Source organism: Gardnerella sp. DNF00747 (assembly GCF_049262675.1).
GTDB classification, from domain to species: Bacteria; Actinomycetota; Actinomycetes; order Actinomycetales; family Bifidobacteriaceae; genus Bifidobacterium; species Bifidobacterium swidsinskii.
Genome location: NZ_CP058394.1, coordinates 595,637 through 614,053, shown reverse-complemented (window position 1 = coordinate 614,053; position 18,417 = coordinate 595,637). Strand labels below are relative to the sequence as shown.

Below are 18,417 nucleotides of genomic sequence, written 5' to 3'. Positions count from 1 at the left end.
GCAATAACCAGACCAGCTAGCAAATATTCTACTTACTACTGTGACGAGAAGTACCACGACGCTTAGCTGAGAAAAGCGCAGCACCAGCAGCACTAAGAGTTGCAGCAAACAAGCCAAACACAGACACGTCACTACCAGTCTTACTAAGCTGAGCAACACTACCACTCTTCAACACCTGAGCGCGCACAGAAGCACGAACATCAGCCGCATGAGCCTTAGCAGCAGCCAAAGCCTTACGAGCAGCAGAAAGATTCTTAACCGCAGCATCAACCTGAGCCTGGGTAGCATTCGGATCAGCAGCAACCTTCTTAGCCTCAGCCAAAGCAGCATCCAAAGCCGCCTGAGCCTTAGAAACTTTAGCATCCGCCTGCTTCACAGCAGGATTATTCTCAACAGCAGCGTTCACAGCAGCAGAACTTGCACCATTAGCATTATTAGCGTTAGCGTTGGCAGCATTGGTGTTAGCAGCGTTACCTGCATTACCCGAGTTTACGCCAGCACCAGCGTTACCATTACCAGCATTTCCAGGCTGTGAATCAGATTCAGCACCCTGAATCTGAACATTCAACTCACCCTTATCCACAGTAGTAGGCGCATTATCATTCACACCATAACCAGCTTCAGAACCAGAACCAGGAGTTGGCAGTGGACTTGGAGTTGGGGTCGGAGTTGGTTTCTTACCGTCAAGAGCCTCTTCAGCTGCCTTAAGCTTTGCAAGAGCAGCGTCCAAAGCCTTCTGCTTAGCGTCCTTTGTACTAAGATCTGGCTGCTGACCACCTTGACCGCCCTGCTGAGTATCCTTACCAGTCAACTGTGCAATGAGCTTCTTAGCAGCTGCAAGAGCATCGTCATACGCCTTTTGCTTTTCTTTATCGGCATTGGTGTACTTTACAGACGACTTAACTTTGCTGTCCTTATCAATCTCATCTTGCAACGGCTTGGTGTCAACACCATCAAGCGCCTTACGCGCATTTTCAAGCTTCTGAAGTGCGTCGTCTACCGCTTGTTGATCTTTAGCCTCTTGCTCGGGAGTGCGCGGAGTAGAGTCTGGATTCTTATCGTTTTCGTTATCTTCTTTAGCTTTCTTCAATGCCGCTTCCGCGTCAGAGAGTGCCTTGTCAAATGCTTCTTTCTTCTCCTTAGAAGCGGTCGTGTACAGAGGATCGCCAGGTGTAGCCGGCTTAGTGAAATCGTTAGGATCAGCTGGCGTTGGCTTAAGCTTAGAATCGTTATCTACTTCAGCCTGAAGTGCATCAGTACTAACGCCTGCACCCTTAACTTTGTCATCAATCGCCTGCATTGCCTTAAGAAGATCCTTATACAGCTCATTAACCTGATCCGCATCCTTAGGATCGCCATTAGCTTTGTCTAGCACGGCTCCAGCAGCAGTAGCAGCATCGTCAAACGCTTTCTTTTGCTCATTGCCTTCTTGCAGACCCTTATACTTGTCGCCCTTAGCGAACTTATCAGCGATCTCTTTCAGCTTTTCAAGACGAGCCATAGCATTATCGGTGTTTGCAGCATTTGCGAGCGCATCGTCAATGTCGTCAACACCAGTGTCTTTGCCGTCATCATCCTTGTGATTACCAGCATCTGTGCCGTTGACAATGTCTTTATACGCCTTCTTTTGCGCATCATTCAAATGCTCAAGCTTGTCAATCGCTTCAAGCGCATCTTTAATCTTCTGAGCCTTCAGAGCGCGATTAGCAATAGCAGTTGGGTCGCCAATCTTCTTTGCATTATTGATGTCATCAATGGCCTTCTGCTTGTCAGCTTCTGGAAGATCACTATCGTTGATACGTTTCTTCTGATCTTCCTTTTCTTTATTAAGTACAGACTGATCATCGTATGTGTTCTGAGAAGTATCGCGCTTGCCCTTAGCATCTTCGATTGCCTTGTTTGCTTCATCAAACGAAGTTTTCACGCCATCAACAGCATTCTTAATATCAGAAGGCTTGGTTGCACTGTTAACAGTGTTCTTGGCATCATCGATTGCTTTAGTGGCAGCTTCATACTTATCTTTAGCTTTTGCTTTCTGCTCATCAGTCAAAGCATTGTATGCTGCATCAAGTTCTGCCTTCTTAGCATCAAGCTTGGCAATACCAGCATTCTTAGCATTCTGCTCGTTAATCGCATTCTGGCGCTTGGCTGCATCAAGAGCATTCTTAATCTCTTCTGCAGTAGCAGCAGGATCCTTCTTTGCAAGATCAGCTTCCAAAGCGGTGAGTGCTGCATCCTTCTTGCTTGGATCAGAACCGATTAACTCCTTAAGAGCCTTATCGTCATCGCTGTTAGCATTGCCGTGGCTTAAGAATGGAAGCGCGCCAGCACTAACATCCTTGTGCGCTTTATTAAGATTATTAGCTTCATCTAAAATCTGCTGAACTTCTTCAGGAGTCTTAGCACCAGGCTTGGTAGCATCCCCACTCTTTCCATTCAGCTTTTCCTTGAGCTTATCCTTTTCTTCTTTAGTTAGATTATCGAGCTTGTCGATCTTATTAGAAACCTCTGTTTTCTTATCTTGTAGCTCTTTATTCTTCTGTTCTTCCTTCTTTTTATCTTCCTTTTCTTTTTGCTCTTTTTCGGCGTCTTTCTTTGCGTCACCGCCACCCTTGTTGTTGTTTATAGTTTGCTGAGTATTCGGGTCGGTAGATTTTGCATTCTCCTTGCCCTTATCAGCAGCATTCTTGAGAATTTCTTTAATCTTGTCTGCAGTGGTAGCATCACCAATCTGCTTCTTATATTCTTCTTTTTGCTCTTTCGTTAAGTTAGGATTACGGTCGATTTGCTGATTCGCCTGTTCCTTGATCTTCTTAAGGACATCCTCACCAGGATTTGGAGCAGGCTTAGATTCTTCCTTCTTCTTATAGCTAATAGCAACAGTGAAAAGCTGAGTACCCTTAGAATCCTTAAAGACGATTGACTTATAGTCTTTCGTGCTACCAGTTTCACTTGAGGTCACTGACTTGATATTATCGTCAGCAATCTCCATGTCAACAGTGCCAGACTTTGGCTTAAGATCAGAAGCAGATGGAAGGTACGGAATAGTCATGCCATTCGTTGTAACTTGGAAATTATTCTGCCCATCATAATTAGCGTCAAAGAATGCTTTAACAGCCTTCTTGAAATCATCTTCAGTAGGCTTAGATGGATCTTTAACCTCAATTGCAGCAGGTGCGTTGTACTTGCGCTCAGCCTTCTTGGCATCGGTAAGCTTGCGAATAAGATCGCGCAGCTCCTTTTCACTCATACCGTCAATCTTGTCATTATTCAGCTGATCAGGGTCCTCGATACCAGCGCGCTTCAAGTCGTCGTTGGTAAGCTTGTCAGTATTCCTGCGTTTATCTAACAGCGCTTTTGCCTGAGCCTTCAAATGATCAATGGTGTTATCTTTTTGTTGCTGTGATTTGGCAACATATAAATCCTTCAGAGGAACATCAAACAGTTTCTTTGAGCTATTCTCACCAGTTTCAAAACCTTGAACAGCTATGGTTCCGTCCGCATTAAGGCTAAACGATACAACTCCTGCACCATTATTTTGACCTTTAACATAGCGTTGCATATTTGTAACACCAGCTACAGGCTTATCATTTTCTTTAAGACTGTAAGCAGACCTAGCCTCTTGATCGGTTATATCCACATTATAGTTCTTCTTGATAAACTTCTTAAACGCCGCAATCTGATCTTTTGGCGAAGGAGAATTAACGTTATCTACTTCAACTGGATCTACATAATAGTTATATGCAGTCATCTGACCTGGATGGTGCAAAGTGGCATCTGGGGTTGGTTTTTGCTTATCGGTTTTTTGCTTGAAGAATACGCTCATTGGATATTTTGCGGGTTTATAGCCATCAGCGTTAAAGGTGATGTAACCCACTCCATTGTCGTCAACGCTATATTCGACGCTTTTAATATTCACTTTCTTGGAAGGATCCTTAGCGTCTTTTCCCTTTTCACCAATATATAAAGCCTTAGCACCATCGAGTGTCTTAGTATTTTGTTGATTAGTTAAATCAGCTTCCGTCATCTTTAAAGGATCAAAGTTGACGTTTGTTTGGGTTGCAGGCGCTTCAACAATGAACTCTTTTTCAGCAGCAGGAGTTGGAGTTGGTGGCTGAGGCTCTGGAGCTGGAGCCTTTGGCTTCTGCTTTAGGAATTGCCACGCGGCGATGGTAGTGGTTGAGCCATCTGCCCATTTGATTGTTGCGTCGCCCGTCTTAGAATCAACCGATACAGGAGCTTTCTTCTCTGTATTCTTTTCCTTTGCCTCATCATACGGCGTAATACCAGTGTTGGCTGTATCAAAAGCATTGACAATCTTAGTTATTTCTTCTTGCTTAAGATTTGTAAGGTCATCAACCTCAATCGCATCTGGCACAACGTACGGCGCCCAGTCGGAGATTTTTGGCCCCTGGAATACAAGCTCAGACGCAGGAATAGTAGCCTTGGAGCCGTCCTTGTACGTCACAACAAGGTTCTTGCCGTCTTTATCGAAAGCAATAGCATTATCCTTAGCAAGATGCTTGCTAAATTCGCTGCTATCAGGGTTCGCCTTCTTGAACGCAGCAATAACAGCCGTTTTATCTTCATCACTTAATGAATTAGGATTTACAACAGGAATTGCATCAGGCAAAGTTGGCTTATACTTATCACTATCGGACTCGTCTTTTGTTACAAGCAGGCTCGCAGGAATCGTGCGAGTCGTCTTGTCTTTGAAGGTTATAGTTGCAGAGCCGTCCTTATTTACCACAACACCATTATCAGCAACTAATTCCTTATAGTGCTTTGTGTTTGCGTTTGCATTTTCAATTTTTTCTTTAATAGCCTTTTGCTCGGCGTCACTTAAATCGTTAGTCTTCTTAACCTTCGTAACCTCTGGATACACAAGCTTCAAATGGTCCGCAATCTTTGGCGTATTGTGTTTTTGGCCAACCGCATAGTGCCAATTTCCAGCAAAACGATACACGCCAGCAGCAAAACGAAGCGGATTGGTGTCACGCTCTTTCCATGCTTTGTCTTCCATTTCGGAAACGTAAGTCATGTCATACCAGCGCTGACCAGCAGATTCCCAGTCTACAAAAATACCCTTAAGGCCTTGAGTTTGCTTTTGGTATTCTTCCCATTGTTGTGCGGTATTGCCCGCATTATCGTAGCCTTTATTGTCTTTGGAATCCAAGCCCACAAGCTGTTTCCAGCCTTTGCTGGCAAGAATTTTTTCGTCACTAAAATAATAATTAGAAATATTAGTCCATTCCTTAGGACTATTAAAATGTTTGTCAGAAACAGCGCCATAACCGTTTGCGTCGGTTGTAATATATTGCGAAGAACCAGCAGGTTTAACCTGCTCCTTGCCATTTTTTGTTAACTTTTCAATACGCTTAAATTGAATATCTTGAGGATCTTTCAAACCAGCAGGAACACCAAACCACCACATTGGACGGAATCGCCAATCGTCAGCTGTAGCATTGTTGTGGCAATTAGAAAGATAATGAACGCGAACAAATTTACCAAGAGGGTCTATGCCTTCAGTACCGCCAGCTTTGGCGTGATCTAGAGTATCGTAATATTCAACGTCAATGTTGAAATGAGCCTCGGCATATTTTGCATCAGTTTTGAAACCGTAATAAACATTGTTGCCAGTGCCGTCTACATAACCGTCAGCATAGGCAGGCGAGGAAACGAATACCCCCCCCCGAGCACCATTGCGCCTGCGAGCATAGCTGCGCACACGCTCTTAGAAAGTGGCGCGTAAATAACGCTGTTACTCGACTTTTGCATAGACTTTTGCAAATCGGCAAGATGCTTCGCACTCATAATCTTCTTCGTCATTATTCCTCACTTCAATAATGTGTATTCTTTATGTTTCTGCTTATGCATAACTTGTAATATGCAATAATGCAGCAGCCAAACAAATTAGCATTCGCTTCTTTGTTTCATACCAATTTGCTATTTACACAACGCTTCATACTCTCTTAATACATTTCAAGCATGCATAAAAATGTGCAAACTGACATTCCTACAAGCTATATGGTACTCAACTATTCATACATTGCAAACCTTTTCATGCAATAATTTGTGTAGCGTAAATCACATAATTCGCAAATCACGCATGAATACGTATAAATTACATGTTAAGACGTCATAATATTTATGAAAAAAAATTACGACACGCCGCAAGATAATTGAATGCTTACGCAAGGCTACGAGTTACTTGCGTAAGGTTATTGACCTACTTACGTAAGACTATTAACTGCTTACGCAAGAATATTAGTTACTTACGCAAGAATATTGCTTATTTAAGATACGGCTTTAACTCGTTAATAAGCAAACCGTTAGAAGCGACTACGTCATTTTCGCGTCGCCAATGAATAGGGTTTCCATCCCACTGGCAAACCTGACCCTGCGCTTCTAGCACAACCACGGCACCAGCAGAAACAGCTGGAATATCCCAATGATGCAAGTGAGGCTCAAAATAAGCGTCATAAGTGCCATCTGCCACCTTGCACAAGTCGAGCGACGCAGGTCCAATACGCTTAATATCCGCAGGGCAGCCCTCTTCAACAGAAGCGACTACGTCAAGCGCGCGCTTAGATTCACCAGGTATATAAGACATTCCATAACAAACCACAGATCCTTGCAAAGTAGAAGTTGTGGAAGGCGTAATCTTCTCACGCTTCTCTCCTTGCGGAGTTCTACGAATACGAATAGCACCCTGACCCTTTGCAGCCAAATAAGTCAATCCCAACGCAGGAGCGTGCACAACGCCAAGAACTGGACGAGCGGAGCCTTCATCGTTAAACTCAAAAAGCGAAACCGTAAGAGTCCACTCAGCCATATCGCGATTAAAATTAATAGCACCGTCAACGTTTCCAACGCACCAAAAACGTTCTCCCGGATTGCACTGCTCCGGCTTAGTTTGCCAAAAACCTTGGAAAGGATTCACATAAGTCAAACGATTTTGAATAAAACGCACGAGCTTATCACCAAAACCAGATTCAGATTTATTAGGATCACCCAACGCAATCGACGTCATATCTTGAGGGCTTAATTGATCCTGATACGCATGTTTACCAACATCTTCCAAAATACGCGCAACTTCAAGCGCAACTTCTCGTAAATTCAACTTACACTCCCTACCCTAAATGCATAAATTCCCGTATTTATGCACACTCTCTCTCCCATAAATTAACTTTATTTTACTCAACAATAGAAAGATTCACCAACACATTTAAGCTCTGCGGTTAAAAGATACAGAACTTTCACAAAAAATTTAATCATTAATCTTTAATCATCATTCGCAATTTTACATTGCCTACGTACATTACTCAACTTTTACTTTTAAAAACGTATTAATTCGCATTCAAAAAACGTAAGACAGCGCTTAAATCGCGAGTAAGAATGCAGTAAGGAGTAGCCGCTTGAACTGTTGGTTTTGCGCAAAAAGCTACGCCTAATCCAGCGAATTTAATCATTGAAATATCGTTCGCTCCATCCCCCACTACAACAGTTTGTTCGCGATCAATTCCAAGATTAGTTGCCCAAGTTCTAAGCGCTTCAACTTTTGCATTAGCATTAACAATATTTCCAAGTACGTTGCCAGTAAGCTTGCCGTCAATAGACTCTAAATGGTGAGCCGCCCAAAAATCAATATTCAAACTCGGCAAAAATTCGTCCAAAATCTCATGAAAACCGCCAGAAACTGCGCCAACTTTCCATCCGTACGCATGAAGCGTGTCAATTAAAACATTCGCGCCTTTAGTTACATGAATTTTAGAAATAATACGCTTTTTGCACTCGTCAATATTCAAATCGCGAAGCATACTCACGCGCGAACGCAAGGAAGTATCGAAAGTAATTTCGCCACGCATTGCTCGCGCTGTAATCGCAGAAAGCTCATCGCCGCATCCAGCTTCTGCACCGAGCAAATCGATAACTTCTTCCTCAATAAGCGTTGCATCAACATCCATAACCAAAAGCCCTGGTTTAGACAAAGTTGGCAACATCGAAGAAAAGTTCATAATCATAATTTTATGCGCAGTAAGCTGCTGCCGAAAGCCTAGCTCCGCGCGCCCAGTCTGCCGCTTTCATAGCTTTCTTACCTTGCGCTTTTACTTCCAAAAGCTCAAGTGCGCCGCTTAAAGTACCGACCCAAACTTGCTTCTTACCAGCAAGCAATTTTCCAGGATCAAGCTGATTAAAATCTTGAGCATGCGGATCGTTAGCATCTGCCGGAACTGCGCGTAAAACATGCAAAGTAATCAGATCCGCATTATGTTCATCGTCCGCATGAAGCTCGCACCACGCGCCCGGATTTGGCGTACAAGCGCGAATTTGACGATCGACTGCAAAAGCTGGCGCATGAAAATCAATATGAGCATCTTCAACAGTGATTTTTTGCGCAACTTCTTGAGGAGTTTGATCTTGCTCAACCGGCACAATTTCACCAGTTTCCATGCCGCGAAGAGATGCTGCAAGAAGCGGCGCGCCGTCGTTTGCAAGTCGTGCAAGAAGATCGCCAGAATTTTCGTGAGACTCAATTTTTGTAGTAAACTGCGCCAAAATAGGCCCACAATCCATGCCGCGCGTAATGCGAAAAACCGTAGCACCTGTAATATCATCCCCAGCCCAAATTGCGCGCTGCACAGGAGCTGCACCTCGCCATTGCGGAAGAAGCGAAAAATGAAGATTATACCAGCCGAGCGGCAACGCGTCTAAAACATTCTGTCGCAAAATCTTGCCGTATGCTACAACTGCTGCAGCTTTTGCACCGGTTGCCGCAAGCTGTTCAAGAAACACATCTTCATTTTTAGGATCCGACTCAAGCACTGGCAAGCCGAGCTCAAGAGCAGCCTGTTTCACAGGGCTTGGCACAAGCTTTCTACCGCGACCAGTCGGAGCGTCCGGTCGCGTAAGAACAGCGCGAACATCAAAATGCTCACTATCTTTAGTTAACTCGCGAAGAGACGGAACCGCAACTTCCGGAGTTCCAGCAAACAATATTGGTAATGCCATATTTCCCCACTATTTTAAATTAAAGCAGTAAATTAAATCCGTAAAATCAGCCGGCAAAAGCTTCCTTTAATTTACTAAAGAAACCTTTACGCTCACTCGACTGCTCACTTAACGAATGCTGCTGCACTTGCTTCATAGAACTATCATGCAATTTAGCAAATTTTTCAATCAAAGCACGCTCTTCATCATTCAACTTAGAAGGCGTTTGCACTAGCACATGAACCACGATATTTCCGCGATCTTTAGAACGAAGCTTCGTCACACCAAGATTTGGCAAAGTAATAGTGTCTTCATTTTGGCAGCCTGCAGGAATCGTTATTTTCTGAGCACCATCAAAAGTGTCGATTTCAAGGCTACGACCAAGAACAGCCCAGCTCATAGGAACTGTAATCCAACAATGCAAATCATCCTCGTTACGAGTAAATTGCTTATCTGCACGAATATGAATATCAACGTACAAATCGCCGGCAGGACCGCCGCACTTACCAACGCTTCCTTGGGAAGCTAAGCGCAAACGACTACCGTCACGAATTCCAGCCGGCACGTTCACTCCAACTTCACGAATTGAACGCACACGACCATGACCGTGGCAGTTTTGGCAAATATTCTTAATAATCGTGCCGTGACCTTCGCAATGCTCACAAGGCATCGAAGACATCATTTGACCGAGCATAGTGCGCACAACTTTTTGGCAGAAGCCAGAACCGTGACACACAGAGCACTGTTCTGGAGCGGAATTGTCGGCAGAACCGGAACCAGAGCAATCCTTGCAAACGCCAAAAGTAGTTAACCGTACGCTAACATTTCCGCCAAAAATAGCGGTTTTCAAATCAATACGAGCCTCAGCTAACGCATCATCGCCAGGCTGCACACGCGAAATTGGTCCTTGCGAATTACCGAAAGAACCGCCAAAGAACTGGCTGAAAATGTCGCCCATGCCCATATCTGCAAAACCAGCACCTGAAGCTCCGGCACTTCCTGCAGAAGGATCGTTAGGATCAACACCCATGTCTACCATTCGACGCTTTTCAGGATTAGAAAGCACGTCGTAGGCAGCATTTACTTCCTTAAACTTTTCTTCAAACTCAGCGCCTGCAATATCAGGATGATATTTGCGGCTCATTTTGCGATAGGCTTTGCGAATTTCGTCGTCGCTAGCATTGTGATCAACGCCTAGAACTTTGTAGTAATCAGTCAATTAATTCCCCTTTTACCTTTTTCTAAAATCATTCTTGCATAAGGCACAGCCAGACATAAGCCGAATAACCAGCCATAAACCAGCCACGTTTTATGAATTTTCGGATATAAACGAATTAAGGTAGCGCGCAACAGCCTTAACAGCAGTCATCGTTGCAGCATAATCCATATGCGTAGGACCAATTGATCCAATAAACGCAGAGTCAGAATCAGCATTGTATCCGTAAGTGCTTGTTACAACAGAAGCGTTAAGCAAACCAGGAGTGTGCGTTTCCGAGCCGATTGCAACACTAACACCACTTGCACAATCGCTTGCTTCCTCACTTAACGAAGTCATCAGTCGCATAATAACAGCCTGTTCTTCGAGTGCGTCAAAAAGTGAAGCAAAATCAACAATACTTTGTCTATGCGCAAGTTGAGAAGCTCCAGCCATATATAAGTCGTGAGTATGCTCACCGTCATGCATATCTTCTAAAGCGTTAGCAAGTTGACTAATAATTTGCAAAGCTGACGCTAAATCCTTGCGATTTGCGAGCGCATAAACGCGTTGTGAAGCAGATGAAAGAGATAGCCCAATGCAGCACTCATTAACCATATTAGTTAGATGCAATAAGTCATTTGAATTTATAGTAGTTGCTTGAATCATGTGCTGAGCTACGCCTCCAGTATCTGTAATCACAACAACCAAAAGCGTAGAAGACGATACTTGAACAATCTCAATTCTTTTTACTTTTGACTTAGACAATGCTGGAGATGCTACGAGAGCGACTTGACCCGTAATACTTGCAAGAAGACGCGCGGAACGTTGCAAAGTATCTTGCAAACTAACAGATCCGCTTAAAAAGTTACGTATAGCGCGACGCTGCGGTTCAGAAAGCGGAATAACAGAAGCCAAACCGTCAACAAAGTAGCGATAGCCTTTTTCAGTAGGAATACGACCTGCAGAAGTGTGCGGTTGAACAAGGTATCCCTCCTCTTCCAAAGCCGACATGTCGTTACGAATAGTAGCTGAACTCACACCAAGCTGATGATGCTTTGCAAGAGCCGCAGAACCAACAGGCTCTTGAGAACGAATATAATCCTCAACAACTGCGCGCAAAATCATCATGCGTCGTGACTGCATTACCACTCCTTACAAACACTCTAAATACTATATTCCTATAGTAGTCTATTTCTTAGCACGCAACAGAACATAAAAGCAAACTTTTGACACACTTTGTAACATATTCGTCGCGCGCGAAAGATAGGATTGAAGGGCAATGAGAGGGTAAAAAGCCAGCGTAAGCTGTGCTTAAAAACCCGGATTATTGGAAGGAAAGTAGATCACATGACCGATTTCAACTGGTCTGCATTAGACGAGCGCGCCGTAAAAATGGCGAAGGTTCTCTCGGCTGATGCTGTTGAGCGAGCAGGACACGGACATCCTGGCTCCCCTGTTTCATTAGCACCGATTGCGTACACATTGTACCAGCATTTCATTAAGCACGATCCAGCTGACCCAAAGTGGGCTGGCCGCGATCGTTTTATTCTTTCTGGCGGTCACGCTTCGCTTACGCAATACGTGCAGTTGTTCTTCTCTGGATACGGCTTGACTCTTGACGATCTCAAGTATTTCCGTGGCGGTGCAGACACGCGTACTCCAGGTCACCCTGAATACGGCTTGACTCCAGGCATCGAAATGACTACTGGCCCACTCGGTCAGGGTCTTGCTTCTGCTGTTGGTTTTGCCTATGGTCAGCGCTTTGAGCGCGGTCTTCTTGATCCAGAAGCTCCAGCTGGCACTTCCCCATTCGATCACAAGGTTTGGGTTATCTGCGGCGAAGGCGACGTTGAGGAAGGCGTTTCTTCTGAAGCTGCTTCCTTGGCTGGAAACCAGAAGCTTGGCAATTTGACTGTAATCTTCGATGCAAACCACATTCAGATTGAAGGTGACACTAAGCTCACCTTCTCTGAGGATATTCTTGCTCGTTACCGTGCATACGGTTGGTACACCGATGAAGTTAGCTTCATCCAGCCAGACGGCTCCTACAAGGAAGACGTTCAGGCTTTGGCTGCAGCTATTGAAAAGGCTCAGGAAGTTACCGATAAGCCTCACTTCATTAAGGTTAATACTTTGATTGCTTGGCCAACCCCAGGCAAGACCGACAACGAAGCTTCCCACGGCTCCAAGCTTGGCGAAGAAGCTGTGAAGGGCTTGAAGGAACTTTGCGGTTTCGACCCAGAAGTTCAATTCCCAATCGACGAAGAAGCTTTGGCTCACGCTCGCAAGGTTGCAGAGCGCGGCTTGGCTGCTCACAAAGCTTGGGACGAAGCTCTTGCAAAGTGGGCTGCCGCCAACCCAGATAAGGCTGCTCTCTACGAGCGCATTAAGGCTGGCAAGCTTCCTGAAGGTTTCGACAAGGCTATTGACGACTTGGTTGCTGGCTTCGAAGTTGGCTCTAAGGTCGCTACCCGTAAGGCTTCCGGCGCAGTTCTTAACGCAATTGCTGCTGTTATGCCAGAACTTTGGGGCGGTTCCGCTGATTTGGGTGGCTCCAACAACACCAACATTAAGGGTGCTGACTCCTTCGGTCCATCCGAGGACGCAACTCGCACTTGGCCAAACGTTTCCGAGCATGGTCGTCAGCTTCACTTCGGTGTGCGCGAGTTCGCAATGGGTGCTATTACCAACGGTATTTTGCTTGGTTCTGACACTCGCCCATTCAACGGCACCTTCTTCCAGTTCTCTGACTACGAGCGCCCAGCAGTTCGCTTGGCTGCTTTGATGGAGATTCCAAATCTCTACGTTTGGACCCACGATTCCGTAGCTTTGGGCGAAGATGGTCCAACTCACCAGCCAATCGAACACTTGGCTGCTTTCCGTGCTATTCCTCAGCTTGAGGTTGTGCGCCCTGCAGATGAGTACGAAACTGCTGAAGCTTACCGTTACTTCTTCGAAAAGAAGAACAGCTACCCAACCGCTATGATTTTGACCCGCCAAGGCGTTCCAACCCTCGCTGAGACTGCTGAAAAGGCTCGCGAAGGCGTGAAGCACGGCGCTTACGTTTTGGTTGATTGCGAAGGCACTCCAGACGTAATCATCATGGCAACCGGTTCCGAAGTTCAGTGGGCTGTTGCTGGCGCCAAGACTTTGGCTGCTGAAGGCATTAAGGCTCGCGTTCTTTCCATGCCATCCCTCGAATGGTTCGAAGAGCAGGACGAAGAGTACAAGGAAGCAATCTTGCCAAAGTCCGTCAAGGCTCGCGTTTCCATCGAAGCTGGCTTGGCATTGCCTTGGTACAAGTATCTTGGCGATTGCGGCAAGGCTGTTTCTATCGAACAGTACGGCTTGCAGGGTGACGGCGGTCAGAACATGATTGACTTGGGCATTACTGCTGAGCACGTAGTAGAAGCTGCTAAGGCTTCTATCGAAGAAGCTCGCGCCTAAGCGAAACTTGCTACTAAAAGTAGATTGCTACTAAAAGCAAATCGCAAATAGTAGAGAATCGCAAATAGGTAGCGAATAAAAAGCTTGATGTATCAAAATAAAATTGGTATGTCACAAAACTAGAAGTGCTAACGAAACACTTCACAAGAGACAGCGACGGCGTGTTGATGCCGAGCTACCGTTGGTTCGACATCAACCGCTGTTTCTTGTAAAAACGCCAAAATACCGACGTGCCCCAATTGGTGGAGCACAGTGTTAAGGAGATAACATGACTGAAGCAACGCAGCGCACCAGCGATTCCGGCGTTTCTATTTGGTTGGACGATTTGTCCCGCACCCGCATTGAGTCCGGCTCTTTGCAGGATTTGATTGCTAACAAGAATGTTGTTGGCGTTACTACCAACCCATCCATCTTCCAGAAGGCTTTGAGCCAGGTTGGTCCATACGATGCACAGCTTAAGGAACTCGGCAAGGTCGACGTTGAAACCGCTATCCGCGAGTTGACCACCACCGACGTTCGTAACGCAACCGATATCTTCCGCGAGATCGCTGAAAAGACCGACTTCGTTGACGGCCGCGTCTCCATCGAAGTTGACCCACGCTTGGCTCACGATACTGCTAACACTGAGAAGCAGGCTGAAGAGCTTTGGGCAAAGGTTGATCGTCCAAACGTTATGATTAAGATTCCAGCAACTTTGGAAGGTCTTCCAGCTATCACCGCTACCCTTGCTAAGGGTATTTCTGTGAACGTAACCTTGATCTTCTCCCTCGAGCGCTACGAGCAGGTTATCGACGCCTTCATCGAAGGTATCGCTCAGGCTGCCGCTAACGGCCACGACTTGAAGCACATTGGTTCCGTAGCTTCCTTCTTCGTCTCCCGCGTTGATACCGCTGTTGACAAGCTCCTCGAAGCTAACGGTTCTGAAGAAGCTAAGGCTCTTGAAGGCAAAGCTGCTGTTGCTAATGCTCGCTTGGCTTACGAACTCTTCGAGAAGAAGTTCGCAGCTGATCCACGTTGGGCTGAGCTTGAAGCCAAGGGTGCTAAGAAGCAGCGTCCACTTTGGGCTTCTACTGGCACCAAGAACGCAGCTTACTCCGATTGCAAGTATGTTGACGAGTTGGTTGCTGAGCATGTTGTTAACACCATGCCAGAAAAGACTTTGAACGCTCTTGCTGATCACGGCAACGGCGCTGCTTCCGTTAAGGGCACTTACGAAGAGAGCCACGCTGTTATGAACAAGCTCGCTGAGCTTGGCATCAGCATCAAGGACGTTACCGACAAGCTTGAGGCTGACGGTGTTGCCGCCTTCATCAAGTCTTGGGATTCCGTGATTGCTGACGTGCAGTCTGGTATTGATCGCGTAAACGCCTGATTTGATTAATCAGTAATAAACAAACATAAACCGCACATGTTCGTGGATTAATTCACACATGTGCGGTTTTTGTTTGCGGAGCACTCCAAACGAGAGGAAAACTCCCTACAATTGGAGCACTCAAGCAGATTAACCAACTGAGAAAATAACGGTGATTACTTGCCAGAAAGAGTTTGCCAGCGAGATTTGGTTAAAACGTTACGATAGCGCACGCGAGTTTCGTGCATAAGCGATTAATTCACACATGTGCGGTTTTTGTTTAACTGCGGTTAAAAACGTAGGTAGTAGCTCGACCTTTTCCACAAACTGAAATATCTCCTCTACTAACTAAATCAGATAACAATTGCTTAGCCTTGGTACTACCCACGTTAAGAATATTTTGCACTTGCTCACGCTTTATTGTTCCATGATTATGTACTGCTTCAATAATCTTTTTATAGCAATCGTCAACGCTCATACGTTTATGCGAGTTATTAGAATCTTGCGAAAGTGAATTTGTAGTAAGTTCTGAATTATAAGTACCGTTCACTAAATTCAATGAATTAGCATTAAGTTCAGTTTTGTTTTTTGAAGAACCAGATACAAAGTTATTCTTATCGCTTACAAAAAATTCAAGAGTAGTACGGTCTGGATTAAAGGACTCACTTAACATTGGATAGCGTATTCCAGCCCAATCACAACCAGCTCTCATAGCATCAAATCCGCTTCCAGCACGTTCAACAACAGAAATCAGCGCGAACATTTTAAGCAGTGCTGGATTCCGAGAATCAGAAAAACCTCCAGCTAAAGCCACTTCTACAGGCATACGTAAGCAACCCGGGTTTGCAAAAGAAAGCTTAAAACCATCATTTGCGCTATTTGTTTCTATAGAAGATTGTGAAGAACCATCAACATCAGTACTCACAGCATCATTATATGTAATAACAGTATTACCTCGCATATAATAATCAGCATGAATCAACGTGTTTGCAAGGGCTTCTCTAACTGCCATATGCAACGGAGTATCATCAACTCGTAATGACTGCGAATTAAGCAAAAATGGTACATCAATTTTACGAGAAAGACGCTGCCATACAATACTCCAAAAATCATAAAGATTTCCACTCCACGAACCATCCGAGCTGACAATCCTATGACTCCACCTACTATCAGCATTGGTAATTTCTCTGTAGTCGAGAAAATAGTACGGAAATTCCGTAATAATGCACCACTCCTGACCAAACATTAAAAGACCCGATCGAGTAGGATGCAATTTATTCGACTCGTCTTTTGCTAACGCTCCGATTCTCATAAGAAATTCATCTGTATCAAGCGTAAGCCAAGGATGTTGAGGACGCACTGCACTTAGCATATTGCGGTAAGAGCGCACAGTCTCCATATCAAAATCGTCAACACTGTGTTGCAACAGTGGAGATTGATCCATAGAATTTACGCTCGAACCATTGTCTCTGACCATCGCTTGATACTCTTCTTGCGAACATTTGTAGTCGCCTTCGAAATTACGACGATACGTACCGCCTATAGGATTTCCATTAATATAAATCGGTTTATCAGAACGATTTGCTCTTGGAACGGTTATGCGAATAATAGATTTGTTATCATCCATCTGTTCAATAGAAATATTTTCTTCAATAAGAATATTCGAACTAATTTTATTCTTATTATTTAGCGTATCCCAAATATCTTTTACCATATGTTCAGGGTTATTTACGCCAACAAGCTGTAAATTATGCTGAGCATCTTCGCCTACACCCAGCAAGATAGTTCCACCATTCGTATTAGCAAAAGCACAATACGTTTCCCACATACTTCTCGGCGTACCGTTTGAAGCCGCTTTCGCTTCTAATTGATTACTCTCTCTTAGTAAAGACAGCGAATTTATATTGAACATTGCAGTCTCGCTTCGTAAGTTAGGTTTGTTGCAATATCGTTTTTAGTTAAGTTTGTATTTATATTTGCATTTAAAATCGGACATTTTAAAGCTTAAAAATATTTTTTGCGTCCGATTTTACATCCTTTTCGTCCGATTCTACTTGTTTTGCGTCCAAAAAACAAGAAAACGTCCGTAAATTTTGCCTAAACGTCCGTATTCTGTAGAACGCGTCCGATTTACTGCTATTTGCGTCCGATTATGATGATTGCAATAAACCGCTAGAGCAATTCGTTTTGAAGCCAGCTGGCAACACCGTCGTCATTGTTGGAATCGCAAACTTCGTCCGCAATCGCAAGCAAACGCGGATTACTATTCGCCACCGCTACCCCATAACCACCAGCACGGAACATGTCGATGTCAATAATATCGTCGCCAAAAACAACTGTGCGGCTCGTCTTTACGCCCAAACGATCGCAAATAACGTTCAGCGCGTGTCCTTTGTTTGCAAGAGGATTCGTGAGCATCCACAACACGTCTTCGCTAATATGCAATGAAAAATCGCTTGGAAGAATGCTCTGAAGTTTTTCCTTCTCACTCTCTCGAGGAACAATAATAATCTTGTCTGCAATGCCACTCGGAACATTAGAAAAATCGGTAATAATAAAATCCTGCTCGTTCCAAAGCATACGAACATCAAAATTAGTGTAACGAACATCGTTCATAACAATACCAAGACGGAGTGTAGGTATTTTATCAAGCAATTGCAGGCAAACATCAGCAGCAAGATTAGAGTCAAAACCAAAGCGAGTAAGAGTATCAATGCTTCGCTGCGAAGTAAGTTCAGAAACAGTGCTGTGAGCGCAATCAAAATCAATAAGAGCACCGTTTAGATACGCGCAAACTTGAGCTTTTAAATCGTGAACAAAATCAAAAGCACTTCCAACAGGACGAGCCGTAATAATAGCAAGCGGAATCCCAGATTCATGCAAACGCTCAGCAGCTTGCATAGTTTCGCGGCTTAAAAAGCGGCCTTCAAAAGTATCGGAATCGTGAAGCATAGTGCCGTCAAGATCAGCAATTAATAAAGAAGGAGAAAAACGAAGCATTGTAAGGACCTAAATAAACGAAGCATTGTAAGGACCTAAATAAACGAAGCATTGTAAGGACCTAAATAAACGAAGCCAAATAAACAAAAAGCGCACAATCTACTGACCATACGCTTTTTACAAAAAGAATACTTAAATTAGAGAGAACTTAGTCATTAAGTTCAAAATAACAATTACCGCAACCCAAATCAGTGCAATAATCACTGTCCAACGGTTCAAATTCTTTTCTGCAACACCAGAACTACCGGCGTTCTTCGTTAAACCGCCGCCGAACATGTCGGAAAGGCCGCCGCCCTTGCCCTTGTGCATCAAAATCAACAATGTTAACAAAATGCTGGTGAGCACAAGCAACACTTGCAAAACAATTTTCAGAGCGGACACAAGTAACCTCCTGTCTTAGAGTACCCGATTAATCTTAATAAGAACCGTT

Annotated in this window: 11 protein-coding genes; 2 read left to right on the top strand and 9 right to left on the bottom strand. The window is 44.5% G+C overall.

The window, feature by feature from the left end; translation table 11 throughout:
* Positions 1-28 precede the first annotated feature (28 nt).
* The 6 genes from HXT32_RS02195 to hrcA form a co-directional block, all read right to left on the bottom strand.
* Entirely contained in the window at positions 29-5,728 is a 5,700-nt protein-coding gene (locus HXT32_RS02195; RefSeq protein WP_422119862.1) for a GA module, read from the bottom strand.
* A 564-nt stretch (positions 5,729-6,292) separates the two neighbouring features.
* Positions 6,293-7,123: an inositol monophosphatase family protein gene (locus HXT32_RS02190; protein ID WP_004108666.1), complete on the bottom strand. Its 831-nt coding sequence runs from the start codon at positions 7,121-7,123 to the stop codon at positions 6,293-6,295.
* A gap of 226 nt (positions 7,124-7,349) precedes the next feature.
* The gene (gene serB, locus HXT32_RS02185; RefSeq protein ID WP_415697900.1) at positions 7,350-8,003 is read right to left on the bottom strand and encodes a phosphoserine phosphatase SerB; all 654 of its coding nucleotides are present in this window, start codon (positions 8,001-8,003) and stop codon (positions 7,350-7,352) included.
* Between the two features lie 25 nt (positions 8,004-8,028).
* A complete protein-coding gene (gene fmt / locus HXT32_RS02180; protein ID WP_415697882.1) occupies positions 8,029-9,012 on the bottom strand; it encodes a methionyl-tRNA formyltransferase in 984 nt (327 codons plus the stop codon).
* Positions 9,013-9,058: 46 nt separating this feature from the next.
* Positions 9,059-10,210 carry a molecular chaperone DnaJ gene (gene dnaJ, locus HXT32_RS02175; protein ID WP_415697881.1) on the bottom strand — a complete coding sequence of 384 codons (1,152 nt, stop codon included), beginning with the start codon at positions 10,208-10,210 and terminating at the stop codon, positions 9,059-9,061.
* A gap of 90 nt (positions 10,211-10,300) precedes the next feature.
* On the bottom strand, positions 10,301-11,317 hold the full coding sequence (hrcA, locus tag HXT32_RS02170; RefSeq protein ID WP_165845982.1) for a heat-inducible transcriptional repressor HrcA: 1,017 nt from the start codon (positions 11,315-11,317) through the stop codon (positions 10,301-10,303).
* Between the two features lie 219 nt (positions 11,318-11,536).
* On the opposite strand from hrcA, the gene tkt reads away from it, so the two are divergent.
* Together tkt and tal are read left to right on the top strand one after the other, a co-directional pair.
* The gene (gene tkt / locus HXT32_RS02165) at positions 11,537-13,636 is read left to right on the top strand and encodes a transketolase (RefSeq protein ID WP_415697880.1); all 2,100 of its coding nucleotides are present in this window, start codon (positions 11,537-11,539) and stop codon (positions 13,634-13,636) included.
* 268 nt (positions 13,637-13,904) lie between these two features.
* Entirely contained in the window at positions 13,905-15,008 is a 1,104-nt protein-coding gene (gene tal / locus HXT32_RS02160; protein ID WP_116994688.1) for a transaldolase, read from the top strand.
* Between the two features lie 259 nt (positions 15,009-15,267).
* Here tal and HXT32_RS02155 read toward each other — a convergent pair whose 3' ends face one another.
* The 3 genes from HXT32_RS02155 to secG form a co-directional block, all read right to left on the bottom strand.
* Positions 15,268-16,899, bottom strand: a complete 1,632-nt coding sequence (locus HXT32_RS02155) for an RNA-binding domain-containing protein (RefSeq protein ID WP_012914255.1) — start codon at positions 16,897-16,899, stop codon at positions 15,268-15,270.
* A 260-nt stretch (positions 16,900-17,159) separates the two neighbouring features.
* On the bottom strand, positions 17,160-17,987 hold the full coding sequence (locus tag HXT32_RS02150) for an HAD hydrolase family protein (protein WP_116994687.1): 828 nt from the start codon (positions 17,985-17,987) through the stop codon (positions 17,160-17,162).
* Between the two features lie 132 nt (positions 17,988-18,119).
* Positions 18,120-18,368 (bottom strand): preprotein translocase subunit SecG, encoded by a 249-nt coding sequence (gene secG / locus HXT32_RS02145; RefSeq protein WP_004127207.1) that lies wholly within the window; start codon positions 18,366-18,368, stop codon positions 18,120-18,122.
* Between the last annotated feature and the right edge of the window lie 49 nt (positions 18,369-18,417).